Origin of the sequence: Promicromonospora panici (genome assembly GCF_900608595.1) — a bacterium.
Lineage (GTDB): Bacteria > Actinomycetota > Actinomycetes > Actinomycetales > Cellulomonadaceae > Promicromonospora > Promicromonospora panici.
This window is the reverse complement of record NZ_UWYY01000011.1, coordinates 67,053-92,829: the sequence shown is the minus strand read 5'-3', so window position 1 is coordinate 92,829 and position 25,777 is coordinate 67,053. Positions and strand designations below refer to the sequence as shown.

Annotated in this window: 24 protein-coding genes; 9 read left to right on the top strand and 15 right to left on the bottom strand. The window is 70.8% G+C overall.

Annotated elements, in window-relative coordinates; genetic code table 11:
- The first annotated feature begins 145 nt into the window (after positions 1-145).
- Both EW117_RS29760 and EW117_RS29755 read left to right on the top strand, forming a co-directional pair.
- A complete protein-coding gene (locus EW117_RS29760) occupies positions 146-979 on the top strand; it encodes a response regulator transcription factor (protein WP_129787400.1) in 834 nt (277 codons plus the stop codon).
- Positions 976-2,025: a sensor histidine kinase gene (locus tag EW117_RS29755; RefSeq protein WP_129787399.1), complete on the top strand. Its 1,050-nt coding sequence runs from the start codon at positions 976-978 to the stop codon at positions 2,023-2,025. The genes EW117_RS29760 and EW117_RS29755 overlap by 4 nt, the downstream gene beginning before the upstream one ends.
- A 103-nt stretch (positions 2,026-2,128) precedes the next feature.
- Here the strand turns inward: EW117_RS29755 and EW117_RS14285 are convergent, their stop codons facing one another.
- From EW117_RS14285 to EW117_RS30190, 10 genes are all read right to left on the bottom strand, one after another.
- Positions 2,129-2,944, bottom strand: a complete 816-nt coding sequence (locus EW117_RS14285; protein WP_129787398.1) for an amino acid ABC transporter ATP-binding protein — start codon at positions 2,942-2,944, stop codon at positions 2,129-2,131.
- The gene (locus EW117_RS14280; RefSeq protein ID WP_129787397.1) at positions 2,941-3,921 is read right to left on the bottom strand and encodes an amino acid ABC transporter permease; all 981 of its coding nucleotides are present in this window, start codon (positions 3,919-3,921) and stop codon (positions 2,941-2,943) included. The genes EW117_RS14285 and EW117_RS14280 overlap by 4 nt, the downstream gene beginning before the upstream one ends.
- 82 nt (positions 3,922-4,003) lie before the next feature.
- A complete protein-coding gene (locus EW117_RS14275; RefSeq protein ID WP_129787396.1) occupies positions 4,004-4,933 on the bottom strand; it encodes an ABC transporter substrate-binding protein in 930 nt (309 codons plus the stop codon).
- Between the two features lie 280 nt (positions 4,934-5,213).
- On the bottom strand, positions 5,214-5,390 hold the full coding sequence (locus EW117_RS14270; RefSeq protein ID WP_129787395.1) for a methionine/alanine import family NSS transporter small subunit: 177 nt from the start codon (positions 5,388-5,390) through the stop codon (positions 5,214-5,216).
- Entirely contained in the window at positions 5,387-6,949 is a 1,563-nt protein-coding gene (locus EW117_RS14265) for a sodium-dependent transporter (protein WP_129787394.1), read from the bottom strand. The genes EW117_RS14270 and EW117_RS14265 overlap by 4 nt, the downstream gene beginning before the upstream one ends.
- Positions 6,950-6,997: 48 nt before the next feature.
- Entirely contained in the window at positions 6,998-8,263 is a 1,266-nt protein-coding gene (locus EW117_RS14260; RefSeq protein ID WP_129787393.1) for a D-arabinono-1,4-lactone oxidase, read from the bottom strand.
- Between the two features lie 65 nt (positions 8,264-8,328).
- Positions 8,329-8,676 carry an STAS domain-containing protein gene (locus EW117_RS14255; RefSeq protein WP_129787392.1) on the bottom strand — a complete coding sequence of 116 codons (348 nt, stop codon included), beginning with the start codon at positions 8,674-8,676 and terminating at the stop codon, positions 8,329-8,331.
- A 297-nt stretch (positions 8,677-8,973) separates the two neighbouring features.
- Entirely contained in the window at positions 8,974-9,441 is a 468-nt protein-coding gene (locus tag EW117_RS14250) for an aminoacyl-tRNA deacylase (protein ID WP_129787391.1), read from the bottom strand.
- A gap of 102 nt (positions 9,442-9,543) precedes the next feature.
- Positions 9,544-9,870: a DUF2087 domain-containing protein gene (locus tag EW117_RS14245; RefSeq protein WP_129787390.1), complete on the bottom strand. Its 327-nt coding sequence runs from the start codon at positions 9,868-9,870 to the stop codon at positions 9,544-9,546.
- Between the two features lie 8 nt (positions 9,871-9,878).
- A complete protein-coding gene (locus tag EW117_RS30190) occupies positions 9,879-11,840 on the bottom strand; it encodes a M15 family metallopeptidase (RefSeq protein ID WP_129787389.1) in 1,962 nt (653 codons plus the stop codon).
- 319 nt (positions 11,841-12,159) lie between these two features.
- On the opposite strand from EW117_RS30190, the gene EW117_RS14235 reads away from it, so the two are divergent.
- The 3 genes from EW117_RS14235 (at position 12,160) to EW117_RS14225 (ending at position 13,974) form a co-directional block, all read left to right on the top strand.
- A complete protein-coding gene (locus EW117_RS14235) occupies positions 12,160-12,438 on the top strand; it encodes a hypothetical protein (RefSeq protein ID WP_129787388.1) in 279 nt (92 codons plus the stop codon).
- A gap of 178 nt (positions 12,439-12,616) precedes the next feature.
- Complete coding sequence (locus EW117_RS14230; protein ID WP_129787387.1) at positions 12,617-13,117, top strand: hypothetical protein; 501 nt, start codon at positions 12,617-12,619, stop codon at positions 13,115-13,117.
- A gap of 179 nt (positions 13,118-13,296) precedes the next feature.
- Positions 13,297-13,974 carry an HNH endonuclease family protein gene (locus tag EW117_RS14225; RefSeq protein ID WP_129787386.1) on the top strand — a complete coding sequence of 226 codons (678 nt, stop codon included), beginning with the start codon at positions 13,297-13,299 and terminating at the stop codon, positions 13,972-13,974.
- 27 nt (positions 13,975-14,001) lie between these two features.
- Here the strand turns inward: EW117_RS14225 and EW117_RS14220 are convergent, their stop codons facing one another.
- Complete coding sequence (locus EW117_RS14220; protein ID WP_129787385.1) at positions 14,002-14,547, bottom strand: hypothetical protein; 546 nt, start codon at positions 14,545-14,547, stop codon at positions 14,002-14,004.
- Between the two features lie 443 nt (positions 14,548-14,990).
- Between EW117_RS14220 and EW117_RS14215 the strand changes: the two genes are divergently transcribed.
- From EW117_RS14215 to EW117_RS14205, 3 genes are all read left to right on the top strand, one after another.
- Positions 14,991-16,445, top strand: coding sequence for a glycoside hydrolase family 76 protein (locus tag EW117_RS14215; RefSeq protein WP_242504291.1), 1,455 nt, complete (start codon positions 14,991-14,993; stop codon positions 16,443-16,445).
- Positions 16,446-16,541: 96 nt separating this feature from the next.
- Positions 16,542-21,197 carry an ATP-dependent RNA helicase HrpA gene (hrpA, locus tag EW117_RS14210; protein ID WP_242504290.1) on the top strand — a complete coding sequence of 1,552 codons (4,656 nt, stop codon included), beginning with the start codon at positions 16,542-16,544 and terminating at the stop codon, positions 21,195-21,197.
- Between the two features lie 153 nt (positions 21,198-21,350).
- Positions 21,351-21,548: a PspC domain-containing protein gene (locus EW117_RS14205; RefSeq protein WP_129787383.1), complete on the top strand. Its 198-nt coding sequence runs from the start codon at positions 21,351-21,353 to the stop codon at positions 21,546-21,548.
- A 75-nt stretch (positions 21,549-21,623) separates the two neighbouring features.
- On the opposite strand, the gene EW117_RS14200 is transcribed toward EW117_RS14205, so the two are convergent.
- From EW117_RS14200 to EW117_RS14185, 4 genes are read right to left on the bottom strand one after another with little or no spacing between them, the layout of a single operon-like run.
- A complete protein-coding gene (locus tag EW117_RS14200; RefSeq protein WP_129787382.1) occupies positions 21,624-22,916 on the bottom strand; it encodes a hypothetical protein in 1,293 nt (430 codons plus the stop codon).
- Positions 22,917-22,921: 5 nt separating this feature from the next.
- Positions 22,922-23,695: a hypothetical protein gene (locus EW117_RS14195; protein WP_129787381.1), complete on the bottom strand. Its 774-nt coding sequence runs from the start codon at positions 23,693-23,695 to the stop codon at positions 22,922-22,924.
- Positions 23,692-24,912 carry a putative T7SS-secreted protein gene (locus tag EW117_RS14190; protein ID WP_129787380.1) on the bottom strand — a complete coding sequence of 407 codons (1,221 nt, stop codon included), beginning with the start codon at positions 24,910-24,912 and terminating at the stop codon, positions 23,692-23,694. The genes EW117_RS14195 and EW117_RS14190 overlap by 4 nt, the downstream gene beginning before the upstream one ends.
- Positions 24,912-25,199: a hypothetical protein gene (locus EW117_RS14185; RefSeq protein WP_129787379.1), complete on the bottom strand. Its 288-nt coding sequence runs from the start codon at positions 25,197-25,199 to the stop codon at positions 24,912-24,914. Before EW117_RS14185 ends, EW117_RS14190 begins: the two co-directional genes overlap by 1 nt.
- Positions 25,200-25,445: 246 nt before the next feature.
- Between EW117_RS14185 and EW117_RS14180 the strand changes: the two genes are divergently transcribed.
- Complete coding sequence (locus EW117_RS14180; protein ID WP_129787378.1) at positions 25,446-25,634, top strand: PspC domain-containing protein; 189 nt, start codon at positions 25,446-25,448, stop codon at positions 25,632-25,634.
- Positions 25,635-25,777: the final 143 nt, after the last annotated feature.

Sequence of the window (25,777 nt, the reverse complement as noted above, 5' to 3'; positions counted from 1 at the left end):
AGCGCGCGTCGCTTCGTGTGCGTCATGCACCATAGACGCAGACCGGCACCGCCGCGGTTCCGCTTCTTTCGATCGGGTTCTTACGAGGTCCGGACGGCCGCGCCCGACGCCGGTGCTTCCGGCCCGCCCGCCCGTACGCTGAGGCGTGGCCCGAGTTCTCGTGATCGACGACGACGCCACCGTCGCGCAGGTGGTCGTCGCCTACCTGGAGCGTGCCGGTGTGCCGGCCGAGCACGCCGCCGACGGCCACGCCGCGCTGGCGGCCGCCGCCCGGAACCCGCCCGACGCCGTCGTGCTCGACCTCATGCTGCCCGGTATCGACGGTCTGGAGGTGTGCCGGCGCCTGCGTGCCGCCCGCCCGGACCTGCCGGTACTGATGCTGACGGCGCGCGGCGAGGAGGAGGACCGCGTGCTCGGCCTGCAGATCGGCGCCGACGACTACGTGGTCAAGCCCTTCAGCCCGCGCGAGCTCGTGCTGCGGGTGCAGTCGCTGCTCCGGCGCGCCGGGGCCGCCGTCGGCCCCGCAGGCGGCGTCCCGGAGGCGCGATCGGCCACGGCCCCGGCCGGCGGCCACGAGTCCGCCCACGGGGCGCCAGGAGCCCTGTACGACGGCGATCTGCGCCTGGACCCCGCCGCCCACCGCGTCACCCGCTCCGGCACCGAGCTCGCGCTCACCGTGCGCGAGTTCGAGCTGCTGCGCTGGTTCCTCACCCACCCCGGCCAGGTGCACGACCGCGAGTCGCTCCTGCGCGGCGTCTGGGGCTGGGAGTACGGCGACCGGTCAACGGTGACCGTGCACGTCCGGCGGCTGCGCGAGAAGGTCGAGGCCGACCCGTCCCGGCCGACCCGCCTGGTGACCGTGTTCGGCGTCGGCTACCGGTGGGACGCGACGGCGCCGGCGGCGGGCGCGACGGACGCGGCGCCTGCCTCGCCGCCCGCGTCGGACGCGACGCCGCACGAGCCGGGAGGCGGCACGTGAACGACCTCGAGGGCGTGCTGCTGTCCGTCTCCGTAGCCGCCGCCGTGGGCGCGGTGGGCGCCGTCGCCCTGTTCGCGCTCGCCCGGCGCCGGGTAGCGCTCGCTGCGACCCTCGCCCCCCTCGTCGTGGTGGGCTCTGTGGCGGCGGGCGTCTACGCGAGCGCGCAGGCGATGTTCCTGTCGGACGCCGACTCGACGACCGTGCTGCTGCTCCTGCTCGCGACGGTGCCGGTGGCGCTCGCCGTCGGTCTGGTGCTGACGGCGCGGATCCGCGCGGTCACCGCCGCTGCCGCCGCCGAGAAGGCAGCCCGCGAGCGCGACCGCGAGATCGAGGTGCGCCGCCGCGAGCTGGTCTCGTGGGTGTCGCACGACCTGCGCACGCCCCTGGCCGCCGTACGGGCCCTGGCCGAGGCGCTGGAGGACGGCGTGGGGCCGGTGGACGAGCATGTGCCGCGCATCCTGGCGGAGAACCGGCGCATGGCCGCGATGGTCGACGACCTCCTCACCCTGTCCCGCCTCCAGTCCCCCGCGACGACGCCGCGTCGGGAACCGGTGGCCGTGGCAGACCTCGCGTCCGACGCGATAGCCGGCGCGCAGCCCCTGGCGGACGCCGGTGGCGTCACCCTGACGTGGGACGTCGCCGAGCCCGTGGTGACGGCGCTCGACGCCCAGCAGGTCGGGCGCGCGCTGGAGAACCTGCTCGTGAACGCGATCCGGCACACTCCGCCGGGCGGCACGGTCCGCGTGGCCGTGGCGTCCGAGGCCGATCCGGGGGGCGCCCGGACCGTGGTGATCGGCGTCGAGGACGAGTGCGGCGGCATCCCGGAGGCGGACCTCGGACGTGTCTTCGAGGCGGGCTGGCGCAGCTCGGGTGCGCGCACTCCGGAGCGCGGGGACAGCCCGGGAAGCGGAGCGGGCCTCGGCCTCTCCATAGTTCGCGGTGTGGCGGAGGCCCACGGCGGAACGGCGAGTGTCACCAATGTCCCGCCCCCGACCGGCGAAGGCTGCCGCTTCACCCTCCGCCTCCCCACCACCTCGCCGAAGTAGAACCAGGGCGAAGTAGAACTGTGGCGAGGTAGAACCGCTGCCCCGCTGTGGTTCTACCTCGCCAGGGTTCTACCTCGCCACAGTTCTACCTCGGCGGGGTGGGTCAGAGGACGTGGGAGAGGAAGTTTCTCGTGCGTTCTTCCTTCGGGGTGTCCAGGACCTCCGCCGGCGGGCCGGACTCCACGATCACACCGTCGTCCATGAACACGACGTGGTCGGCGACCTCCCGGGCGAACCCGATCTCGTGCGTCACCACGATCATCGTCATGCCGGACCGTGCCAGGTCCTGCATCACCGACAGCACCTCACCCACGAGCTCGGGGTCGAGGGCCGACGTCGGCTCGTCGAACAGCATGAGCTCCGGGTCCATGGCGAGCGCCCGGGCGATGGCGACCCGCTGCTGCTGGCCGCCGGAGAGCTGGGCCGGGTAGTGGTCCATCCGGTCCGACAGCCCGACCCGCTCGATGAGCTCCAGCGCCCGCTGCTTGGCCGCCTTCTTGGACAGCCCCCGCACCTGCACGGGCGCTTCCATGACGTTCTCGAGCGCCGTCATGTGCGGGAACAGGTGGAACCGCTGGAACACCATGCCGATGCGCGAGCGCTGCTTGGCGACCGCCTTGGGGTGCAGCCGGTGCAGCGTCCCCTTGGCGTCCTGGCGGTACCCCATGAGGTCGCCGCCGACGACGACGGTGCCGCCGGTGATCTCCTCCAGCTCGTTGATGCAGCGCAGGAGGGTGGACTTGCCGGACCCGGACGGGCCGAGGATCACGGTGACCTCGCCCCGCGCGACGTCGAGGTCGACGCCCTTCAGGACGTGCACGGCGTCGTGCCCGTGACCGAAGACCTTGTGCACCGCCCGCACCGAGACCATGTCGGTGGAGTCCGCCGGCAGTGCGGCGGAGTCGGCGACGACGCTCATGGCGTCACCTCCCTGTTGACGTCTTCCTGCACGGTCCCGGCGGCCGCGATGGCCGCCTGCTTGCCGCCCGGCCCCTTGCCGCGCCCGCGGCGGCCGGTGGCGGTGCCGAACCCGCGCCCGTAGTACTGCTCCAGGTAGTGCTGGCCCACCATCAGGATCGAGGTGATGAGCAGGTACCAGAGCGCCGCGACGACGAGCAGCGGCACGGGCAGGAAGATGCGGTTGCCGATGGCGCTGGTGCCGTAGGTCAGCTCGAGCGTGAGCGGCACGGCGACCACGAGGGACGTGGTCTTCAGCATCGAGATGGTCTCGTTGCCGGTGGGCGGCACGATGACGCGCATGGCCTGCGGCAGCACCACGCGGCGCATGATCTTGCCGTCCTTCATCCCGAGCGCCTTGGCGGCCTCGGTCTGGCCGGGGTCCACCGAGGTCAGGCCGGCCCGCACGATCTCGGCGAGGTAGGCGGACTCGTTGAACGCGAGGCCCAGGAGCGCCGCCCAGAATGCCGTGATCACGTCCTCCGTACGGAACGTGAAGAACTCCGGCCCGAACGGGATGCCCAGCGACAGCCGCGGGTAGAGCACCCCCAGCAGCCCCCAGAAGATGAGCTGGGTATAGATCGGCGTGCCGCGGAAGAACCATATCCAGAGCCAGCTCACCCAGCGCATCACCGGGTTGTCCGACCGGCGCATCATCGCGAGCGTGACCGCCAGCACCACGGCGATCGCCATGGACGCGAACGTGAGGACCAGCGTCCACGTCACGCCCCGGATCACGACGACGTCCCGCAGGTAGAGCCAGACGACGTCCCAGCGGAAGTTGTCGTTCGTGATCAGGGCGTTGGCCGCCATGGCGGCCAGCACCAGCACGACCGCCGCTGCGACGAGACGGCCAGGACGCGGCACGGGCCGCGCGTGAATGCGGTTGGGCACAGGGTCGCTGCCCGACGCGTTTGTCTGCGTCGTCACGTCACCCATCCTTCCCTTGAAGAAACTGAGTGCACGGTACCCGCCGTCGCATCATGTGCTGACCGCGGGTGCCGTGCACTCGGCGGACGGGTCACTCGGCCGGGTTCAGCTCCGCCTCGTCCACGACGACGCCTTCGCTGCCCCAGCCCGCGAAGATCTGCTCCAGCGTGCCGTCGTCGATGAGCTTCTGCACCGCTGCCTGGACGGCCTCGGTCAGCTCCTCGTCGTCCTGGGCGACGACGATGCCGTACGGCGCCGCGTCGTTGATCTCACCGATGGTCTCGACCTCGCCCGAGGTCTGCTCGACGGCGTACGCCGTGATCGGCGAGTCGGCGTACATGGCCTGCAGCTTGCCGCCCACGAGGTTGGTCGTGACGTCGGCCTGCGACTCGTAGCGCACGACGTCGATCGGCTCCTCGCCGTCGTCCTCGCAGTCCTTGGTGGCCTCGGTGAGCTCGTCGTCCTGGATCGTCGAGGTCTGCACGCCGACGGTGCTGCCGCACAGGTTCTCGGGGTCGAAGCCCTCGGGGTTGCCCGCCGCGACGCCGAACTGCGAGCCCGCGATGGCGTAGCTGATCATGTTGGCCTCGGCCGTGCGCTCGTCCGTGATGGTGAACGCTGAGACACCCAGGTCGTACTTGGAGCCGATCGCGGGGATGATCCCGTCGAACGCGGCCGTCTGGACGTCGGCGTCCAGCCCGAGCACCGCGGCCACGGCGTTCACCATGTCGACGTCGAAGCCGACCGGCGTCTTGCCGTCGGCGTCGATGAACTCGGCGGGCGCGTAGGCCGTGTCGGAACCGACGGCGAGCGTGCCCTTGTCGGCGATCTCCTTCGGGAGCATCGCGGCGATCTCGTCGTCGACCTCGACGGTCGACGGGTCGAACGATGCCTCGGCGCTGGCCTCGTCGGAGGCGCCGGTGTTGCCGGCGGTCTGCTGCGACGCGTCGGTGCACGCGGTGAGGACGAGGGCGGCTGCGGTCAGTGCGGTCGCAGCGGTGAGGGCGGGAAGCCTTCGCATCAGGGGTCTCCTGGGTCGGATCGTTTGGTATGTCACGAGGCCCGCACGACCCGGCAGATCTCCGTCATCAGGGGAGCGGAGGACCCGACGGCGCGCCTGGCACCTCGTATGCGAGTCTCACCTAACCGTGACGCACCGCTGGCGTAAACCCGGAAGTTCGAGACCGATGTCACATTGTGATGTATGACGCGTTACACGCGCGTTTCACCCTTGTCCTTCAGGGTTGGCCTGCGCAAACACTCCGGCAAGCCGGTTCATGGCCGACTTGCCGGAGTGCTGCTCACGTGTCGTGCTCGACAGGCGGTTCGGGGCGCTCCTCGGGACCGCCCTCGTGCTCCCAGCCCTGTGGGAAGTCGGCCCGCTCCGGCCGCCTCACGAGAGCGACGATGCTCACGGCGAGCCCGCCCCACACGACAAGAAGCGAGACGACCAGCAGTGCGATTGCCTCGGCACTCATGACTTACCTCCGTAGCTCGGCCACGCATCGAACCTGTCGGGCTCGACGCGCCACCGCATCAGCGTGAGCAATGCCGCCCCGACGACGAGCACGACGACGGTGCCCCAACCCGCCACCCCGAGGTAGGTCGCGTCGTACTCCTCGTAGCCCTCGAGGGCCAAGGTGACGATGCGCGAGACGAGCATGTAGGTGAGCACCACCGGCCCGAGCACGATGACGCAGAAGGACCACCAGCGGCCCACCGCGATGGTGGAGACCGAGTTCAGGTGGAACCGCATCTCCCCGGTGCGCCGCAGCACCCAGCCGACGGCCACGGTCGTGACCACCGCGGACGCGACGATGCCGATGTTGTTCGCCCAGTTGTCGACGGTGTCGAGCGCGACCAGGCCCGTGGTCGTCGAGAAGCCCACCACCGAGATGACCGCCGCCACCACGCCGATGCCGATCGCGGCCTGCATCCGAGTCCAGCCGAACTTCTCCTGGAATGCCGCGGAGACCACCTGCAGGATCGAGATCAGTGACGTGAACCCGGCCATCACCAGGGAGCCGAAGAACAGCGCCCCGAAGACCGGCCCGGCCGGCATCTGGGACACGATCGCCGGGAAGGTGACGAACGCCAGGATGGGGCCGGTGATGCCCTCGAGCTCGGCGATGGCGATGCTCTGCTGGTTCGCCAGGAACCCGAGTGCCGCGAAGACGCCGATGCCCGCGAACACCTCGAAGCCGGAGTTGGCGAACGCGACCACCAGGCCGGGGGAGGTCAGGTTGGCCCGACGCCGGCGGTAGGAGGCGTACGTGATCATGATCCCGAACGCGATGGACAGCGAGAAGAAGATCTGGCCGTAGGCGGCGATCCACACGGCCGGGTCGGCGATCGCACCCCAGTCCGGGGTGAACAGCGCGTTCAGTCCGTCGGCCGCGCCCGGCAGGGTCAGGGACCGCCAGACCAGCGCGCCGAAGGCGAGGAACAGCAGCGGGATGAACACGAAGTTCACCTTCTCGACGCCCTTGGCCACGCCCGCGGCCAGCACGACGATCGTCGCCACCCAGACGAGCACCAGCGGGACCAGCACCGCGGACACGAAGTCGAGGGTGAACCACGGGTCGGCGCCGCCGACGTCGGCCAGCTGGAGGTAGCTACCGGTGAAGAAGCCCGCGGTGTCGTCGCCCCAGCGCAGGTCGAACGAGTAGACGAAGAAGCTGAGCGCCCAGGCGATGATCACCGCGTAGTAGACGGCGATGACGAAGCAGATCATCACCTGGAACCAGCCGAGGCCCTCCAGCCATCGTTTGAACCGGCGGAAGGCCAGCGGTGCCGAGCCTCGGAACCGGTGCCCGATCGCGTAGTCCAGGAACAGGATCGGGATGCCTGCCGTGAGTAGCGCCACCAGGTAGGGCACCATGAACGCGCCCCCACCGTTCTCGTATGCCACCCCCGGGAAGCGCCAGATGTTCCCCAGCCCGACGGCGGAGCCGATGGCGGACATGATGAATCCCAGCTGTCCGCTGAACTCCTCGCGCTTGGCGGGCTGCGCGGTTGCTCTCTGCGCGTCGCTCATACCCAGATCCTCCGAGAAAATCGCCGCAAATGCGAGACCGCTGCCATATCAATTTCCTTCCGTGAGCAGCTTATGGACGTATCCGCCCCGGAACTTACCCGCCGGATCGAGGCGCGCGGCCAGCTCGGCGAAGTCGCCGAACCGCGGGTACAGGCCCGGGAGGTCGGCCACCGGGACGGTGAAGAGCTTGCCCCAGTGCGGCCGCGCGCCCAGCGGCAGCAGTACCGCCTCCAGCTCCGGAAGCGCTGCCCGGACCGCCGGCCAGTCCTGCTTCCACGTGAAGTGGAACGCGAGGCTGTCCTCCGGTGTGGTGCTGAGCCACTGCTCGTCCCCGGCGATCGTGCGGATCTCCGACGTCAGCAGCAGCGGCCCGATCCGGTCCCCCAGGGCGCGCACGGCGCGGACGGCGTCGGGCCCCGCGGCGCGCGGCAGGAGGTACTCGGACTGCAGCTCCTCGCCGAGGGACGGCGTGAAGTCCAGCCGGAAGTGCGGCAGCCGCTCGAACCACGGCCCGGGCACGCCGCCCTGCTCGGTGCACGCGACGGCGGCGACGTCGGGCAGCGGGTGCATCGGCCGGGTCGCGGGAACGGCGCCCAGCTCGACGGGGAGCGCGGGCGCGGCTCCTCCCGAGCCCGCGGAGACCTTGGACTTGCACCAGACCAGGCGCACGTCGGGCTCGTGCCAGCTCGTGAAGACGCTGACGGAGTACGCGCTGCTCATGACGGCGTCGAGGTTGTCGAACAGCGCCTCCCACGGCAGCCCGGTGAAGACGTCCTGGCGCACGTCGAACGTCCGGACGGTCGACAGCTCCACGCGCGTCACGACGCCGAGGGCGCCGAGCGCGACGACGGAGCCCGGGAAGTCGGCGTCGCCACGACGCAGGATCAGCAGCTCGCCGGCGGCGGTCATCAGCTCGACCCCGACGACGTCGCCCGCGAGCGAGCGCGTGCCGTCACCCGAGCCGTGCGTGCCCGTGGCGACGGCGCCGGCCACCGAGATGTGGGGCAGGGAGGCCATGGCGGTCAGCGCCCGGCCCCGCGCGTGCAGATCCGCCGCGACCTCGCCGTAGCGCAGCCCTGCACGGACCGATGCCACGCCGGTGCCCGGGTGGACCTCGAGGGCCGGCCGTCCGTCGTCGAGCAGGTCGACCTGTACGTGCACGCCCGTCGTGTCGGCGACGTCGCCGAACGAGTGGCGTGATCCAAGGGCCCGGACGCGGGGCTCACCGGCGACGATGCCGGCGAGCTCCGCGAGGGTCCGAGGGCGCTCGACGCGCGCGGAGGAGTAGGTGAGGTTCGCTGCCCAGTTCTTCACCGGACAAGGGTGCCACTCCCCCGACTGATCGAACGGAGCCGACCAGATTCTGTTGTTCTACGACGTCAGGCGCTGGCCGCGGCGTTGCGGACCACTGGAATTCGCTGACTGATACCGACCATGTCCAGGACCTCCATCACCACGGCGGACGGCTCACGGAGCAGCACGGGCGAACCCGTCTCCTCGCCGAGCACGAACACCTGGAGGATGAAGGCCACCCCGGAGGAGTCGATGAACGTGACATCCCGGGCGTCGACGATGACGGGGTCGGGATCGGGTCGTGCTGCGAGCGTGGCCATCGCCTCGCTCGCGTTCTCGCGCAGTAGCGCGTCGATGTCACCCCAGAGGGTCAGCACCGTGCCCTCGTAGGTGTTCCGGCAGGCGATACCGGATCCCGGACGTCCGGGAACCATGTCCTGCGCTGAGTCTGACGGGAGAGGGTCCATGGGGTCATTCGCTCCGTCCTGCATTGGTCGGGCCTCGACTTCGTTAGACGCTGACTTCCACACACTTGCTTGGGCGTTGACTTGGACGCTTCTTGGTGCTCTCTGACCCCTCCTTGGTCGGGAGGGGCAAGAATTGCCTAGGGCGAGTGTTCACCCGGCACAGGGCTTCCGTCCACCCCCCAGGCGTTACGGTCACGTTGCACGAAGGAGAACTGCTGGCCTCCGCACCCTCGCGGGCCTGCTCGACACCTCTCCGAGACGGGCTCAGAGAGGGTCGGTCACGTCCGCCACCGTGGCATCGAGCGCCGTCGTGAGGTCGACGGCATCGACCGTGGCACCCACGCCGTGAGCACCTCCGCCGATCGACACGGGCCCTGGCTCACCGAGCCGGGAGTCCGCGACGACGGGCCATTTGTGGAACGCCCCGAACGGGGTGATGGTTCCCCTCTCGTAGCCCGTGACCTCGAAAGCCACCTCCTTGCTCGGCATCGACAGCCGCGAGACGCCGAGCAGCGCACGCAGCTTGGGCCACGAGATCTGCCGGTCGCCCGGGACCAGCACGAACAGGAAGTCGTCGTCCGCCCGGCGGACGACGATCGTCTTGATCAGCTTGCCCGGGTCGACACCGCGGGCGGCCGCCGCCTCGGCGAGGCTTGCGACCTGGCCGTGGCGCGTCACCTCGAACGGGATGCCCGCCGCCTCGAGTGCCGCGACGGCACGTTCTTCACTCATGGCATTTCCTATCCTGAAAACGCGAGTCTTCGTTGTCTCGCAATATGGTCAAGAGGGCCTCTGCGGGCAAGCCGGACTCCACGGGTTCTCGTCTCGGACCCCTCAGCCGTCGTACTCGGTGCGTTCGGTGCGCCAGTACTCGGCGCCGTCGCGCGTGCGCTGCACCAGGCCGTGGTCCACCATCGCACGCCTGAGGCCGGCCGGGTCGTGGGTCAGTTCCCGCAGGCGTTCCGTCAGCTCCCGCTCGGTGACGGGCTCGAGCAGCGTCGGAAGCGCCTGCACCGCCATGTAGCGCGTCACCGCCACCTTGTCGCGCCACCGCCGGGGCATCGACTCCAGGCGCCCGGAACGCAGGAAGCGCCGGGGATCGCCGGCAAGCCCTTCGCCCGGTGCCGCTGCCTGTGCTCTCGGTGTCTGTTCCGCTGTCATCCGTCAGCTCAGCCTCGCGGGCGGGAACGCCGGCTGGCCGTGACGACGCTCGTCGACCTGGGGAGGATCGCGAGCTGTCCGGACGACGACGCGTCAGCCTCATCCTCCGGAGCCTCGTCCGGGACCGCGCAGGGATCCTCGTCCGTCCCGCTCTCGGTGCCGCCATCTGCGGGGGTACTGCCAGCCGTGGCGCCGTCAGTCGCATCAGCGCTCGGTGCGGGCGACGGGTTCGGCTCGGGTTCCGTCTCCTGGCACTCGTCGGACGGCTCCCCGGACGGCGCTCCGCTCGGCTCCTCCGACGGTTGCTCTGACGGCTGCTCGCTCGGCTCCTCCGACGGTTCCTCGCTCGGCTCCTCCGAAGGCTCGGACGGGCTCGGCGACGGCGTCGGCTTGGGGTCGGACGGCGTTGGAGTGGGCGTCGGCTTGGGCGTCGTCGGCGGCTTAGGCCGCGTCGGCTCGTCCGTCGGGTCGCTCGGGGTCGGCTTCGGGGTCGGCTTCGACGGCTTCTGCGACGGCGGGTTGTCGCTCGGCTGGTCCGAGGGCTTCGTGGCCGGCTTGCGCACGCCGCCCGCGGACTCGTCGTCCTTCGGCTTGGGGTCGAGCGCGGGCTTGTAGCGCGGGGGCTCGGTGTCGGAAGGCTTCCAGGTGCCGACGTCGGACGGGTCGATGGCGCGGTTCGGGATCGAGCCGGCGGCGAAGAACTCGAAGTGCCACGGCTCCGGCTTCGCGCCGCCGAGCCGGGCCCAGGACGGGTTGTCCCAGCCGTAGTCCGGGCCGTGCAGGCGCAGCCAGACGTACTCCGCGGAGTTCCCACCGGCGATCGGGTTGCCGAGGTCCACAGCGATGCCCCAGCCGTGGTTCGACGTGCCGGGGATGGCCGCGAGGTGCGGCTTGATGCCGGCCAGGGTGACCTGAGCCCCGTAGGACCGGTAGGAGTCGGTGATCGGGATCGGGTAGCCGAACTCGGCCTCGAACTGCTCGTTGAGCGCCGTGAACCGTTCCGCGGCGTCGCAGCGCAACATGTGCCCGGGGGCGAACTCCAGCGGGCACAGCACGCCGGCGGGTATGCGGCCGTTGAGGTACCCGGTGGTGGTGCCACCGAACATGCTCACGATGTCCAGCAGGCTCTCCCGCAGCGAGACGCCGCTGCGGTTGCCCTTGCCCTGCTCGACGCCGTCCACCTCGACCAGTGCGTTGGGCACCGACGGGTCCAGCAGGTTCGCGAGCCGCACGGCCGCGATCACCACCTCGTCATAGGTGACATAACCAGCCTGCGGATCCTCGTCGTGCGGGTCGATCACCGAGGCGCGCTCGTTCGACACCTCGACCGCGGGCGGGGTGTCCTCCGCGGGCCGCGGCTGTTCGGCGTCTTCCCTGTCGCCAGCCCTGTCGCCGTCGCTGTCGGAGCGCTCGCCGTCGTCCTGCTTGGCGCCGCTCTTCTGGTCGACGCCGTCCCGCGCATCGGCGCCGTCGCGCTCGGCGGAGCCGGCCTGCTTCCCGGGGGAGGACGCCGGATCGTCGGCGTCCTCCTCGGAACCGGAACCTGAGGCGGCCGGGGCGTCGTCGGGGCGCAGACCCTCGTTGTTCGGGCCGAACGAGAGCTGCTGCATCTGGTACGTGGTGTAGAGCATGCCGAGCTCGGCCGCGGCCTGCGCAATCGTGGGGCTGAAGTTGGGCCCTTGCTCCCGCGCTTCCTTCTCGGCGCGTTCGAGGACCGCGACGATCTGGGTCAGGGTGACGCCCTCCGGGGCGGTCTCGGTCGTGCCGACGCTCTCAATGAGCCCGTAGAGCCGCATCGGAACGTCGCCGTCCTTGCCGGCGGGCTGCGAGGCAGGGACGCTCGCCACCGCCGTGAACAGCACGCCCACAGCGATCACGGCCGCGGCTGCCCCCGTCGAGGCGGTGCGGATGAATTTCCGCAGGCCTGTCGGGGGGACCTGCGGAACGAGCTTCTTCGCCTTGTCGTTCACGCTTCGCCCCCTCGATCGGTGCGCGGATTCCTGGTGCGCGGTACGTGCCGTTCGGATCCTGCTCCAGAACTATCACGTTCAAGTGAATACAGGCGGGGTAAATTATCGGCGCCCAGGGTGAACCGCTCTCCTCTAAGGAAGACGCGAGACTCCGAAGCTCATGACGCTCCGCCGTCGACAAGAGTAACGATTCGGGCGTACTGCGCAATGAGCTCTTCCAGGTACATCTCAGGATGCCCCACACTGACCCGGGTCCGTACGGGCGCAGCCGCGCCCGCAGTCGAACGGCCGGAACAGTGGCCGTGAAAGGAAGTCCCTCATGACCGAGACTCCCACCGCACCCGCAGTCGAGGGCGCAGTTCAGGACCCGCAGGCCAACACCGTGGCCATCGTGGGCTTCGTGCTCGCGTTCATCGCCCCTCCGATCGGGATCATCGTCTCGGCGATCGCCGTCTCGAAGGCCGGCAAGGCGGGTCTGGACAGCAAGCTGGCGAAGTGGGGTCTGGCCCTCTCGATCATCTTCACCGTGCTGTACCTGGTGCTGGTCGGCTTCGGCGTCTGGGCGGCGCTCTCGATCCCGCCCGTCACGACCATGTGATCCGAATCCGGACCGGGCGCCCATAGCGCACCGCACGACCAGCAGCACAGAGGCTGTCGCTCCCCCGGAGCGGCAGCCTCTGCCACTTGGCCGATACTGGTCTATCCAAGACGATTCGGATACTCCACAATATGGCCTGACATTTCCCACAACCTGCAACCAGGGGAGCACTACCACCATGACCACGCCCGACACCACGACTCCCGAGGCCACGACCGACGAGAACGCGGCCTCGGCCGCCACCACGGTCGTGGAGGCCGAGCCCGCCGCGCCGGAGACGACGTCCGAGGCGCAGGCAGGGACCGAGGCCCCCGCAGCCGAGGACGCCGCCGCGGCGCCCGTCGCGGAGACGCAGGCGGCGCCGGCCCTCGTGGAGACCGCGGCCGTGACCGAGCAGGCCGCCCCCGCGGCCGAGGTCGCCGTCGCCCCGCCGGCCGCCACCGGGTCGGCCGTCGAGGAGGAGGAGCCGCAGACCACGGTCTTCAGCCTCCTCACGTTCTTCCTCGCCGCCCTGCCGGTCATCGGCGTCGTCCTGAACGCGATCGCCGTCGCCCGTGCCGGCAAGGAGGGCTTCGACCTGTGGCTCGCCCGCTGGGGCCTCGCGCTCGCCATCATCGAGACCATCGGCGCGCTCGCCCTGGTCGGCCTCGGCTACTACCTGGGCATGCTCGCCGCCTGACCCAGGACTTCCCCCAGACGTGTCAGACCCTCAGGTCACTCCGGTGCCTGAGGGTCTGACACTTTCGAGCGGGCAGAGCGGGTGAAATTTCGTTAAACGTCACATCGAGGTCATTTGGGTGTCACCGCCCACCTCGACGATGAACGCGCCCAGGTTCAGTCTCGAGGAAGGTCTGTCCCATGTCGCAGTTCGTCGTCCAGCGAGGCCACCGGCGAGGGCTTCGATCCCGCCACCTGATCGCGTCGGTAGCGGTGCTCGCGCTCGTGGCGCTCCTGCTGGTGGCGCGGCCCCAGGCAGCCGGCGCCTACCCGCCCGACCTTCCGTCCAAGGCGGTGGCGCAGTCGGAGCTCGACGCGCTCACGGTGCAGGCGGAGGGCGCGTCCGCCCCGTACGACCGGGAGCTGTTCCCGCACTGGATCACCGTGGACGGGTGCACCACCCGCGAGACCGTCCTGCAGCGCGACGGCGACGGCGTGGAGGTCGGCAGCGACTGCTATCCGACGTCGGGCAGCTGGTACAGCGAGTGGGACGGCGAGACGCGCACGGCGCCGGCGGACATCGACATCGACCATGTCGTGGCCCTGTCCGAGGCCTGGCACTCGGGTGCCAGCGAGTGGACGACGGACCGCCGGCAGGACTTCGCGAACGACCTCACCGGCCCACAGCTCATCGCCGTCACCTCCGAGGTGAACGTCTCGAAGAGCGACAACGACCCCGCCGAGTGGGTGCCGCCGCTCACCGACAAGCACTGCGCGTACGCGAAGATGTGGATCCACACCAAGGCCCGCTGGGACCTCAGCGTGGACTCCGCGGAAAAGGCCGCGCTGCAGCCGCTCCTGGACACCTGCTCGTTCTGATCCTTCGTTCCTGATCCCCGTCCGGGGTCAGGCACTCAGGTCGCTCGGGTGACCCGAGTGCCTGACCCGGACGTACGCCAGGGCCGCGTAGAGCGCCGCCTCCGCGTCCCGCACCTCCTCGTAGGCGTCCTGGCACGCGGCATACCCGGCGCAGGCGACGTCGAGCACGGCGACCGCTGCTCTGGACGCGGCCTCGGCCCGATCCGGGTCGACGCCGCCGCCGACCACCGGGAGCCCAGCCGCGTACTGCCGAGCGGATCGAAGATGCGCCACTCCGGACGCGTGCCTGGCCTGCCCCGACGCGAGAGCGGCCGCGTAGATGTCGAGGGCATCGGCCACGGTCCCGAAGGCCGGCGTACCGGTGCGGACCGTCCGCGCGCCGGCGCGCAGCGCGACGGGATCGCCGTCGGGCGGGCGGGTGTCCGCCTCGTCCCAGCCGGACGCCGCGGCGCGCAGGTCATCGATCAGGCCCTCGACGTGTTCCGGCGCACCGCTGTGCTCCAGCGCCTGACGCGTGCGGCTCAGGCCGTTGATCCGGCTCTCGCACAGGGCGATGAGGGCGCGGGTCGTCATGCCGCGTCGACCTTCAGCTCGTCAGCCATACCGCTCCCCCCTCCGCCCTCCAGGTCCCGGTGCACGTCACAGGAATGCCGAAAGCCTACGGAGGCAACGCTGCTGGCGACATGGGGAGCGGTCCCCGTGTCGGCGTCCGGGGCCGGCGCGTCCGCGGGCCCGGGAGCGCCGAGGTTCTTGACGTGCCGCTGGTTCCGGGTGAATCTGGTCGGGCCGCGGCTCGGGTCGGGCCGCGTTCGCGCTCCACCGCTCCACCACTCCAACGACGGAAGCCAGGCCGAGCACCAGGAGAATCGATGACACCGCTGTCAGCATTGTTCGACCACCCACGCCGACGCCCGGGCAGGCGCACCAGGTCCGGCGTCGGGGCACGGACCCAACCCGATGCCCAACCCGATACCCGGGGCAGGACCCGTACCGCACGCCGCGCCGTCGGCTCGGCGGTGGCCATCACCCTTGCCTGCCTGCTCGCCGCACCTCTCACGCCGGTCTCTTGGGCGGACGCCGCTCCGGCTGACGCCGCGTCGGCCGACGCCGTGATCTGTGACATCTACTGCGACGCGCGCGACCCCGCGACCGCCCGCGGCGACCGCGTTCCGGTGAGCGCCTCGGTCCACGGCCGCACGATCCGGCTCCACATCTCCGACCCCGACGTCATGGGCTGGGGCTCGATCGACGGCGGACGGCCGGGCGACGAGGTCTGGCTGGACCGGTCGTTCGACGGCGGCCGGACGTGGGCGTCGGGCAGCCGGCTCGGTCTCACGACGATCCCGGCGGGCTCCACCGGGTGGCGCACCCAGATGTACAACGTGGACGACTGGAACACGGCCGGCGTCGGTGCCCTGCGCGCGTGCGGCAAGGCGGGTGACCGGGCGGAGATCGCCTGCACCGGCTGGGCGCGCAACGACCGCAACACCGGAAGCCGCTCGACGGCGGCCGCCACCGCGCTGATGATGCTGTGGGACCGCGATACCGGCCTGTTCGAGACCAACGGCTGGTGGACGGCGGCCAACGCGCTGACCGCCGTCATCGACAACGCCCGGATCAGCGGGATGGGCAGCTACCGGTACGCGATCGCCCAGACCTACGACAAGAACGTGGGCGCGCGGCAGGGCCAGTTCCGCAACGAGTACCTGGACGACACCGGCTGGTGGGGCCTCGCCTGGATAGCCGCCTACGACCTGACCGGCGACAGCCGGTACCTGAGCACGGCGCGCGCCGACGCTGACCACATGCGCGCCTACTGGACCGACAGGTGCGGCGGGGGCGTCCAGTGGAACACCGACATCGCCTACAAGAACGCCATCACGAACGAGCTGTACATCCAGCTCAACGCGGCGCTGCACAACCGCATCGCCGGCGACACGACGTACCTCCAGCGAGCGCAGGAGGGCTGGGACTGGTTCCGGGCGAGCGGCATGATCAACTCGGGCAACCTGATCAACGACGGGCTGAACGACTCGTGCGTGAACAACGGCGAGCCCACGTGGACCTACAACCAGGGTGTCATCCTCGGCGCTCTGACCGAGCTGCACCGGGCCACCGGTGACGCCGGGCTCCTCAGCACCGCCCGGGCCCTGGCCGACGCCTCGACGAGCTCGACCTACCTCAACCCCGGCGGCGTGCTCCGCGAGGTGAACGAGGGCGACGACTGCAACAGCGACGGCGCCTCCTTCAAGGGCGCCTACGTCCGTGGCCTGGGCAAGCTGAACACCGCACTGGGCGACCGCCCGTACAGCGGCTACCTCGACCGGCAGGCCGACGCCGCGTACGGCAACGCCCGTGACTCCCTGGACATGTACGGCCCGCACTGGAGCGGCCCGCGGGTCCCGGTGACGGTGGGCCACGGCTGTCAGCAGGGCGCGGTGGACCTGCTGAACGCGGCGCAGGCGAGCTGACCCGCCGACGTGTCAGACCCACAGGTCACCCGAATGGCCTGTGGGTCTGACATGGCATGGCAAAACACCTTGCCGGTCCTGGGAGAATGGGGGGTTGTGAGTACCGAGCCCTCTTCCACCCCCGTGTCCGACGGCGATCGCGGCCGCCCGGGCGGAGGCCGGAACCGGCGTCGTGGGTCGGGCAGGCAACCGGACCGGCAGAACCGCCGTCCGCGGCGCACCGGGCCGCAGCGTGTGTCGACGGCGCAGCTCGAGGCGGCGGCCGCCAAGCGCGCCGCGGTCGAGGTGCCGCCCGTCACCTACCCGGCGCAGCTGCCCGTCTCCGCACGTCGAGCGGACATCTCGGCGGCGATCCGGGACAACCAGGTGGTGATCGTCGCGGGCGAGACCGGTTCGGGCAAGACCACCCAGATCCCGAAGATCGCACTGGAGCTGGGCCGCGGACGGCGGGGCCAGATCGGGCACACCCAGCCCCGGCGGCTGGCCGCGCGCACGGTCGCGGAGCGCATCGCCGAGGAGCTCGGCACGCAGCTCGGCGGCGTGGTGGGCTACCAGGTCCGGTTCACCGACCAGTCCAGCGACCAGACGCTGGTCAAGGTGATGACCGACGGCATCCTGCTCGCCCAGATCCAGCGCGACCCGCAGCTGCTCGCCTACGACACGATCATCATCGACGAGGCGCACGAGCGGTCCCTCAACATCGACTTCCTGCTGGGCTACCTGTCGCGGCTCCTCCCCCAGCGGCCCGACCTGAAGCTGATCATCACGTCGGCCACCATCGACTCGGAGCGGTTCGCGGCGCACTTCTCCCCCGCGGCCCTGGCGCAGCGGGGCGGCGCGCCCGAGTACGTCACCGACGCGCTCGCGGACCTGGCGCCGATCGTCGAGGTCTCGGGCCGCACGTACCCGGTCGAGATCCGCTACCGCCCGCTGTCGCCGGACGACGGCGAGGCGGCTACGGAGGGCGAGCGACCGGCGTCGGGCAGCCCGAAGAAGAAGGGCAAGGCGCGCGGCGCCGAGGAGAAGGACCTGGTCACGGGCATCATCGAGGCGTGCGACGAGCTGCTGCGCGAGGGCAACGGCGACATCCTCGTGTTCCTCTCGGGTGAGCGCGAGATCCACGACGCCGCCGACGGCCTCGCCGGGCACTTCAAGGAACGTGCGCGGGACCCGAAGCACCCCCAGCACATCGAGATCCTGCCGCTGTACGCGCGGCTGTCGAGCGCGGAGCAGCACCGGGTCTTCCAGCAGCACAGCTCGCGGCGCATCGTGCTCGCGACGAACGTCGCCGAGACGTCGCTGACCGTCCCGGGCATCCACTACGTCGTCGACCCGGGCACGGCACGCATCAGCCGCTACTCCAAGCAGACCAAGGTGCAGCGGCTGCCGATCGAGCCGGTGTCGCAGGCGTCCGCGAACCAGCGTTCCGGCCGCTCCGGCCGTGTCGCCGACGGCATAGCGATCCGCCTCTACTCCGAGGAGGACTTCGACGGCCGGCCCGAGTTCACCGAGCCCGAGATCCTGCGCACCTCCCTGGCGTCGGTGCTGCTGCAGATGATCTCGGTGGGCGTGGTCAGCACGCCCGACGACGTCGCCCGGTTCCCGTTCGTCGAGCCCCCGGACACGCGCGCGATCCGCGACGGCGTCCAGCTGCTGACGGAGCTCGGCGCACTGGAGGAGGTCGACAGCGTCACGCAGCTCACCGACATCGGCCGCACGCTCGCGCAGCTCCCGATGGACCCGCGCCTGGCACGCATGGTCATCGAGGGCTCACGGCACGGCGTCGCGCGCGAGGTGGCGATCGTCGCGGCCGCGCTGTCGATCCAGGACCCCCGCGAGCGCCCGGCCGAGCAGCGTGCCCAGGCCGACCAGCTGCACGCCCGGTTCGCCGACCCCCGCTCCGACTTCCTCACGTACCTGAATCTCTGGGAGTACGTGAAGGAGCAGCAGCACCTGCTGTCGGGCTCGGCGTTCCGCCGCCAGTGCAAGGCGGAGTACCTGAACTTCCTGCGCATCCGCGAGTGGCAGGACGTCGTCGCCCAGCTCCGCGAGATGTCGAAGCCGCTGGGCATCGAGATGGCCTTCCGCCCCAAGACCCGCCCCAACCCCCTTGCTGTGAGCGGGACCGTTGCGCCCAAAACGGACACGACGTCGCAACGATCGCGCCCACAACAAGAAGAGGCCGAGTCGACTTCGTATCGGCAGATGTGGGACGAGGACACCATTCACAAGTCCCTGCTCGCCGGGCTGCTGTCGCAGATCGGGATGCAGGACACCGGGGAGGTGAAGGCGTCCGCCGTCGCGCACCTGCGTGGAGCGCAGCGCGAGATCGCGCTCAAGCGGGCGAAGAAGCAGGCACGGAACGAGTACATCGGCGCGCGCGGTGCGCGGTTCGCGATCTTCCCCGGGTCGCCCCTGTCGAAGAAGCCGCCCGTGTGGATCATGGCGGGCGAGCTCGTCGAGACCAGCCGCCTGTGGGCGCGCGACGTCGCCCGTGTCCAGCCCGAGTGGGCAGAGGACCTCGCCGGGCCGCTGGCGAAGCGCACCTACTCCGAGCCGCACTGGTCCTCCAAGCAGGGCGCCGCGATGTGCACCGAGAAGGTGCTGCTGTACGGGGTGCCCATCGTGTCCGACCGCCGCGTGCTCTACGCGAAGGTCGACCCCGAGGCGGCGCGCGAGATGTTCGTGCGGCACGCGCTCGTGGAGGGCGAGTGGACCACGCACCACCGCTTCTTCCACGACAACCGCGCCCTCCTGGAGGAGGCCGGCGAGCTCGAGGCCCGCTCCCGGCAGCGCGGCCTCGTCGCGGACGAGGACGACCTCTTCGCCTTCTACGACGAACGCGTCCCCGACTCCGTGGTATCCGCCGCGCACTTCGACCGCTGGTGGTCGCGGGCGCGCAAGGAGACGCCCGACCTGCTCACGTTCACGATGGAGCAGCTCGTCGGCGACGCCTCGGTCGACACCTCCGAGTTCCCCGAGAAGTGGCCGCAGGGCGAGCTCTCCCTACCGCTCACCTACCAGTTCCAGCCCGGTTCCGACGCCGACGGCGTCACCGTGCACATCCCCATCGCCGTGCTCGCGCGCGTCGTGCCGGACGGGTTCGACTGGATGGTGCCCGGGCTCCTCGAGGAGCTGACCGTCGCCACCATCAAGTCGCTGCCCAAGGCGGTGCGGCGCGAGCTCGTACCAGCGCCGGACGTCGCGCGCGAGATCGTCGCCTGGATCCGCGAGGAGTGTCCGGCCTGGGAGGACATCGCCCGGGCCGGCGACATGGCGGAGCCGTACGTGTCCGTGTTCACCCGCGCCGTCCGCGCGCTGCGCGACGTCGTGGTGCCGCCCGAGGTCTGGGACGAGGAGCGGGTGTCGCGGCTCCCGGCGCACCTGCGGGTCACGTTCCGGGTCATCGAGGAGCGTGGGCGGGGGCGGTCCGCGTCGTCGGTCGTGCTGGACGAGTCGAAGGACCTGTTGCTGCTGCAGCGAAAGCTGGCTTCTCGGGCGGAGGCTGCTGTGCGGTCTGCTGTGCGTGGGGCTGTCGGGGCTGCTCTGGCTGAGGCTGCTGCTGCTTCCGGGTCTGGGGCGGGCGCGGAAGGGGAAGACCCCCGCGCGACACACTCACGCGCCCCAGGGGGCGCTCCGTTCGGGGATACGGTCGCGCGCGGGTCTTCCCCTTCCGCGCCCTCCGCTGTTGCGTCACCTTCCGAGGTGGGCGCACGCAGCTCCGGGGGTGGGGTTGGCGGAGGTGCTGGGGTTGGCGGTTTTGCCGGCGTCGGCGGTGCTGTTGTCGGGGAGCAGACGGGGCTGACGTCTTGGCCTTCCGGGTTGCCGGACGGAGGAGTGTTGCCAAATTCCGTGTCTACCGATGTGGGGGCCGGGGTCGTGGTGCGGGGATTCCCGGCGCTCGTGGAAGAAGTTGCTCCGAAGGTGAAGGGGCAGGCCCGGTCCGTCGGGGTGGCGCTGCGGATACTGGCGGACGAGAACGCTCAGGCCTCGGCGCATGCTGCCGGGGTGCGGCGGCTGCTGGTGGCCGAGGCTGGGCTTGGTGTCGGTCGGATCACGTCGCGGTGGACGGGGACGCAGTCACTGACCATGGCTGCCTCTCCGTATGCGAGCACCGATTCGCTGGTCGCGGATCTGCAGCTGGCCGCCGTTGTCTCCTTGACCTCTGCCGGGGACTCGGCGCGGTATGACACGCCGACGGGAGGGCCGGATGCGGCGTCTGTGCGATCTGCTGCCGCTTACGCCGACGCGCTGGCGTTCGTGCGGCGGCATCTGGAGGACGAGGTGTACCGCATCGTCGGGCACGTCGTGGCCGCACTGTCGGCGAGCCGGACGCTCGAGGCGGAGGTCCGCGCGTCGGGCAGCCTGGCGCTGCTGAACACGCTGCAGGACATCCGCGAGCACCGCGCGACCCTGATCCACGACGGGTTCGTGTCGGCGACGCCGCCGCGGCGGCTGCCGCACCTGGCGCGCTACCTGCGCGCGGACTCGCACCGCCTGACGAAGGCCACGGAGAACCCGGCACGGGACTCGGACCTGGCCTGGCGGATCGGCGACGTGACCTCGGCGTACGAGAAGGCGCAGGCCACGTACGCCGCCGGTGCCCCCGACGCCGCACGCGCGGCCGAGCTGGCCGACGTGCGCTGGATGCTTGAGGAGCTGCGCGTCTCGCTGTTCGCGCAGCAGCTCGGCACGGACGGTCCGGTCAGCGAGAAGCGGATCCGGAAGGTGCTGGCGCCGAACGGCTGGTGAGCCCACGCGGGCGCGGACCCCTTCCGACGACCACCGCCCCGCACCGCGGTGTCTACCCGCACCTGCCCTCAGGGGACTCTCGACGCTCACTCAGGGCAGAGTCCGGGTGAGCCCGGATACCGCCGGCGACGCGGTATGCGTAACGTCGATGGCATGAGCACACAGACAATCTTCCGCCCTCGTCAAGGCCGCATGATCGGCGGCGTCTGCGCCGGTATCGCCCGCCGCTTCGGCTGGAACCCCACGACCGTGCGGGTGGTCGCCGTCGCCTCGATCCTCATCCCGGGACCGCAGGTCCTCGCGTACCTCATCTGCTGGGCCGTCATCCCGAACGAGCCCCAGGCCGCCTGACCGGCCGCGGGTCAGTCAGGCGCCCGGACGCAGCCAGGCCCGCCCAAGCTGGGCCTGCCCGCAGCCGGCCCGATGTCACAGGGTCCGCAGACCCGCGCCCTCCGCCAGCTCCCTGAGCCGCCCCACGGCGGCGCAGGTCAGCGGCACCTGCGAGCCATCCGGCAGCAGCAGCCAATGCCGACGGCTCGCGAACACGTGCGGATCGCCGCTGACCAGTGCCGATCCCGCCGGCACCGGAACCGCGGAGCCACCTGCGTCCAGCACCATGCCGTCCGCGACGGCGCGCAGCACACCCTGCCCGGGGGCGACAGCGACGGGACCCAGCGGCGGGACGTCGTCGGCCGTGACGTGCACCCCGACGCCGTCCGGACCACCCTGCGAGCGCGCGGCGCGCGAGCGCACCAGGAACGACCCGGCAACGACCGCGACCGGCACCACGCAGATCGCGAGCCCGAAGACCACCGCCTGGCCCGTCATCTCGCCCGCCCCGATGCGGAACACCAAGATGGCCACCGCACCGAGCGCGACGGGCAGCATCGCCCAGTTCAGCCGCCGGTACCACGGCGTCATCGGTGTGGGTTCGTCGAGCCCGCGCACGACGCGCCAGGCCGTCCATCGACGGCGGTCGTCGGCCTGCAGGGCGACCAGCGCGGAGGAGTCCGCGACGCGCCGCCAGGCCCGGACCGTCGCGCACACCGTGGCCACGACGAGCGGCACGAGCGGGAGCGCCCGGCTGACCTGCCCGTCCACGCTGTCCGAACCGAGCGTCGCGAGGATCCCGACCAGACCGGCGAGGAAGAGGACCGGGTACAGCACGGCACGGACCGCGTCGAGGCCGCCCGACACCCCACCGACGCCGCGCAGCCCGGGGTAAGGCGCGAACGCCGCGCGCTCCCGCGCGCGGAAGTCGTGCTGCTCCTCCGGGTCCGGGGCCTGACCGCGGTGGGGCCTTGCCGGGAGCGCCAGCACGCGCGGGTCGCGGATCGAACGCGACCACGCATGCCGCAGTCGGCGCGCACGCACCCAGTCCCGCCGGTACCAGAACCACCACGCGAGGACGCCGACAGCCAGGACCGGCCCGACCACGAGGGACGCGACGTCAGCTCTCTCCCCCGGAGCCCCGTACCCGGACAGGACGGTCAGCGGCCCCCCGACGATCCCTGCCCCGGCGGAGACGCCCGCCACCATCACGGCGCCCGCCAGCATGCGCCGCGCGCCGCTGTCTCGCTTCTCCGCGACACCCAGGTTCGTCGCGGCGGCGTCGTACCAGTCGCCGAACGTGGCCGGCAGGGGCACGTCCTCGGGCATGGGCGGGAGCGATCGCGGGCGGCGCTTCGCCGGCGTCGTCCGTTCGGAGGTGGTGGCCATACCGCTCACCCGGCCGGATTCGCTTCGGGGGCATCGCCCGCGGCGCCGTCCAGCGGCGGCATGTCCGCGAGCGGCGGGGCGCCGCTGAAGACCGGTTTGCCGTCCTTGTCGACCGGCGTGATGGTCGCCGGACCGGCCATGGCGGCGAGCATCATCGCGACGCCCTGTACCTGGTCGGGGTCCGTCGAGAAGCCCATCAGGACCAGACCCGGGCCCCCGGTCTTCGGCGCCGCCACGACCGCCGCGAGCCCGACCGTGCCCCGTACCGGCTCGGCGTCCTGCGGAGCGCCCGGCTGCCGGTACGTGGCCTCGTAGCTCGTCGTCAGGCCGATGGCGGGGCCGATACCGGTCTCGAACGTCTCGGTGTACGCCTTGTCGAGGTCGATCCCTGCCTTCGCGGCGATCACCCGCCGCAACACCTCGAGGAGCGACAGCGGACCGTCGAACGCCGTGATCTCGGTGACGGTGCCGATGATGTTCCAGAAGATCTCCCGGCCGATCGCGGTCGGCCCCTCGTACTCGGCGCCCTGGTACACGAGGCCGTGGAGGAGCACCCGCTCCTTGCGCCACATGTCGCGCCAGGACTGCAGGCCCGCGAGGAGCTTGCCGGCGTCGGCCTCGGGCAGCGGCACGTCGACGTCGTCGAGCGCGGCCCGGATCGTGCCGAGCGCCTCCTCGGCCGTCAGCGTGCCGGCGAGCTCGATCCAGTCGTCGGGAACCCGGGTGCGCAGGCGCCAGCGCGTCGGGTTGTCCGCCTCGGTCGACGTCGTCACGGTCACCGCGTGACCCCCTTCTGGTTGTCGTACGTGCCGTTCTCGTCGTTCTTGGTGTCCCAGCCCATCATGCTGAGACCGATCGGCGTCGTACCGAACCACATGCCCTGGTCGAACATGACGTCCACCGCGCGCCAGCCCAGCTCGGCGGTCGACTCGATGGTGCCCCCCTTGGACGCGAGGGTGAAGATACCCGGAATCTGGTGACCTCGTCCAAGGACGAACTGTCCGAAGGTCGGCGCCGCCCGGCCCGCCGTCGTCGCCGCGGCGGTGGTCGCCTTGAACGTGGCGCCCAGGGCACCGACGCCGAGCGCCGTCGCGACGATCCCGACGATGACCGACGGGGTGAACCCACCCTTCCAGGATCCCGCCTGTCCCGCCGCCGACAGGTACGAGGCGAGAGTGCTTCCGGCGGTCGCCGCGAGGCTGATCAGGCCGAGAACCTGGACGCCGGGAATCGGCAGCAGGGCCAGGATGCCGGTCACCAGGGCGACCACGTTGAGGATGTTCGAGATCAGGTTCAGCAGGCCGGCGTTCTCCGCGGCCCACTCGAGGATCATGTCGCCGAGGTCGGCCACCAGGTCGCCCAGGTCCTCGAACTTGTCCCCGACCCAGTCGATCGCCTTCTCGTACCAGGCGGGGTCGTCCGGAGCCATCGCGGCGGCGGTGTCGAACTCGTCGAGGAGGTTCCGGGACGCGCCGTCGTACTCGCGGACCAGCTCCTCGATCTCCCGCCAGATGCCGTCGACGCTCTGCTGGGCCGCCTCCAGGGTCTCGCGCGCCTGACCCCGGTCGCGCTCGTTGTCCTCGTACTGCCGCTGCTCCGCGTCCGTGGCGTCGTCCGGTGGGCGCGGGCCGTCGGGGAGGTTGTAGTAGGCGCTCTGAGCCGCGTCCCGGGCGGCCTTGGCCTCGCCGAGACGCCGGTCCAGGGTGTCCGCGTCCCGGCGGAAGGACGCCAGCTTGGTAGCCCACGTCTCCAGAGCCGACGCCGCCTTTCGGAACGCGCCCTCGGCGTCGACCACCTTGGGCCGGAAGTCGTCGTGGAGCATCGACCGGAAGGCGATGGCCGTCTCGCCGAACCACTCGCCGTCGTTGACGCTCTCCAGCAGGAACTTGACCCGCTCCAGCGTCTCGTGACCGCTGGTCAGGCCGTCGGCGAGGCTCCCGGTCACGACATGGTCGCCGGGCGTCGGGTCGCTACCGATGTGCTCGTACTGGACCATCACTCGCCTCCGAGCGCTGCTGCGAGGTCCGCGTCCACCTTGGCGAAGCCTTCACGGATCTTCTGGAGCTGCTCCTGCGCGTTGCCCGTGGCCTCGCACATCTGGTCGATGCTGTGGTCCCACCTGTCCTTGAAGTGCTCGACCTTCTCGATGAGCTCCGGCTCGCCCACCGCCGTCGGGTCTGCTCGCTTGATCGCGTCCAACGGGTCATACAGACGGTCCTTCATCTGGCCCAGGTCACCCTCGACCGTGGCCAGGAACTCGTCGTTCATCACGAGATCGCCCATGCTGCTCTCCGCCCAGCTCGACATGACAACTCAACATGACAAGGCCATGGCCTGCGCCGCATCGCGGGCGGGTCATGGCCTGTGGATCGCTTGATCCTTCCGGCAGCCAGGATCCCAGGGTGTGTACGCGCCGACAAAGGGGAGAACTCCCCATCGCACACCCTGGCGACTCCCAGGGCCGGATCAGGGGACGACCGGGGCATCACCGGATACTCAGGCGTCGGCGATGAACATAGCGTCGAGGACATGAGCACAACGACACTCTCTCGTCCACGTCAGGGGCGCATGATCGCCGGCGTCTGCGCCGGGATCGCCCGCCGATTCGGCTGGGACCCGACTCTGGTCCGGGTCGTCGCCGTCGCCTCGGTCTTCATTCCCGGACCGCAGTTCCTCGCGTACATCGCGTTCTGGATCCTCATGCCCAACGAGGACTGACCCGCACCCCCGACACGCCAGGGCCCGGGGCTTTTTCACCCGCCCCTCTGGCGTGTCGCCGCACGGCTCTGCAACGCTTGCAGCAAGATCCGGAAATGGCGCTGCAATGCCGCACGCGCCCCAGCCCGGGACGACGCCGCAAG

Excerpts from the sequence above, each read along its gene's own strand:
- EW117_RS14285 (WP_129787398.1), bottom strand. The coding sequence starts at position 2,944 with ATGAGCGTCGTCGCCGACTCCGCCGCACTGCCGGCGGACTCCACCGAC.
- EW117_RS14280 (WP_129787397.1), bottom strand. The coding sequence starts at position 3,921 with ATGGGTGACGTGACGACGCAGACAAACGCGTCGGGCAGCGACCCTGTG.
- EW117_RS14275 (WP_129787396.1), bottom strand. The coding sequence starts at position 4,933 with ATGCGAAGGCTTCCCGCCCTCACCGCTGCGACCGCACTGACCGCAGCC.
- EW117_RS14270 (WP_129787395.1), bottom strand. The coding sequence starts at position 5,390 with ATGAGTGCCGAGGCAATCGCACTGCTGGTCGTCTCGCTTCTTGTCGTG.
- EW117_RS14265 (WP_129787394.1), bottom strand. The coding sequence starts at position 6,949 with ATGAGCGACGCGCAGAGAGCAACCGCGCAGCCCGCCAAGCGCGAGGAG.
- EW117_RS14255 (WP_129787392.1), bottom strand. The coding sequence starts at position 8,676 with ATGGTTCCCGGACGTCCGGGATCCGGTATCGCCTGCCGGAACACCTAC.
- EW117_RS14250 (WP_129787391.1), bottom strand. The coding sequence starts at position 9,441 with ATGAGTGAAGAACGTGCCGTCGCGGCACTCGAGGCGGCGGGCATCCCG.
- EW117_RS14245 (WP_129787390.1), bottom strand. The coding sequence starts at position 9,870 with ATGACAGCGGAACAGACACCGAGAGCACAGGCAGCGGCACCGGGCGAA.
- EW117_RS14235 (WP_129787388.1), top strand. The coding sequence starts at position 12,160 with ATGACCGAGACTCCCACCGCACCCGCAGTCGAGGGCGCAGTTCAGGAC.
- EW117_RS14230 (WP_129787387.1), top strand. The coding sequence starts at position 12,617 with ATGACCACGCCCGACACCACGACTCCCGAGGCCACGACCGACGAGAAC.
- EW117_RS14225 (WP_129787386.1), top strand. The coding sequence starts at position 13,297 with ATGTCGCAGTTCGTCGTCCAGCGAGGCCACCGGCGAGGGCTTCGATCC.
- EW117_RS14220 (WP_129787385.1), bottom strand. The coding sequence starts at position 14,547 with ATGACGACCCGCGCCCTCATCGCCCTGTGCGAGAGCCGGATCAACGGC.
- EW117_RS14205 (WP_129787383.1), top strand. The coding sequence starts at position 21,351 with ATGAGCACACAGACAATCTTCCGCCCTCGTCAAGGCCGCATGATCGGC.
- EW117_RS14200 (WP_129787382.1), bottom strand. The coding sequence starts at position 22,916 with ATGGCCACCACCTCCGAACGGACGACGCCGGCGAAGCGCCGCCCGCGA.
- EW117_RS14190 (WP_129787380.1), bottom strand. The coding sequence starts at position 24,912 with ATGGTCCAGTACGAGCACATCGGTAGCGACCCGACGCCCGGCGACCAT.
- EW117_RS14185 (WP_129787379.1), bottom strand. The coding sequence starts at position 25,199 with ATGGGCGATCTCGTGATGAACGACGAGTTCCTGGCCACGGTCGAGGGT.
- EW117_RS14180 (WP_129787378.1), top strand. The coding sequence starts at position 25,446 with ATGAGCACAACGACACTCTCTCGTCCACGTCAGGGGCGCATGATCGCC.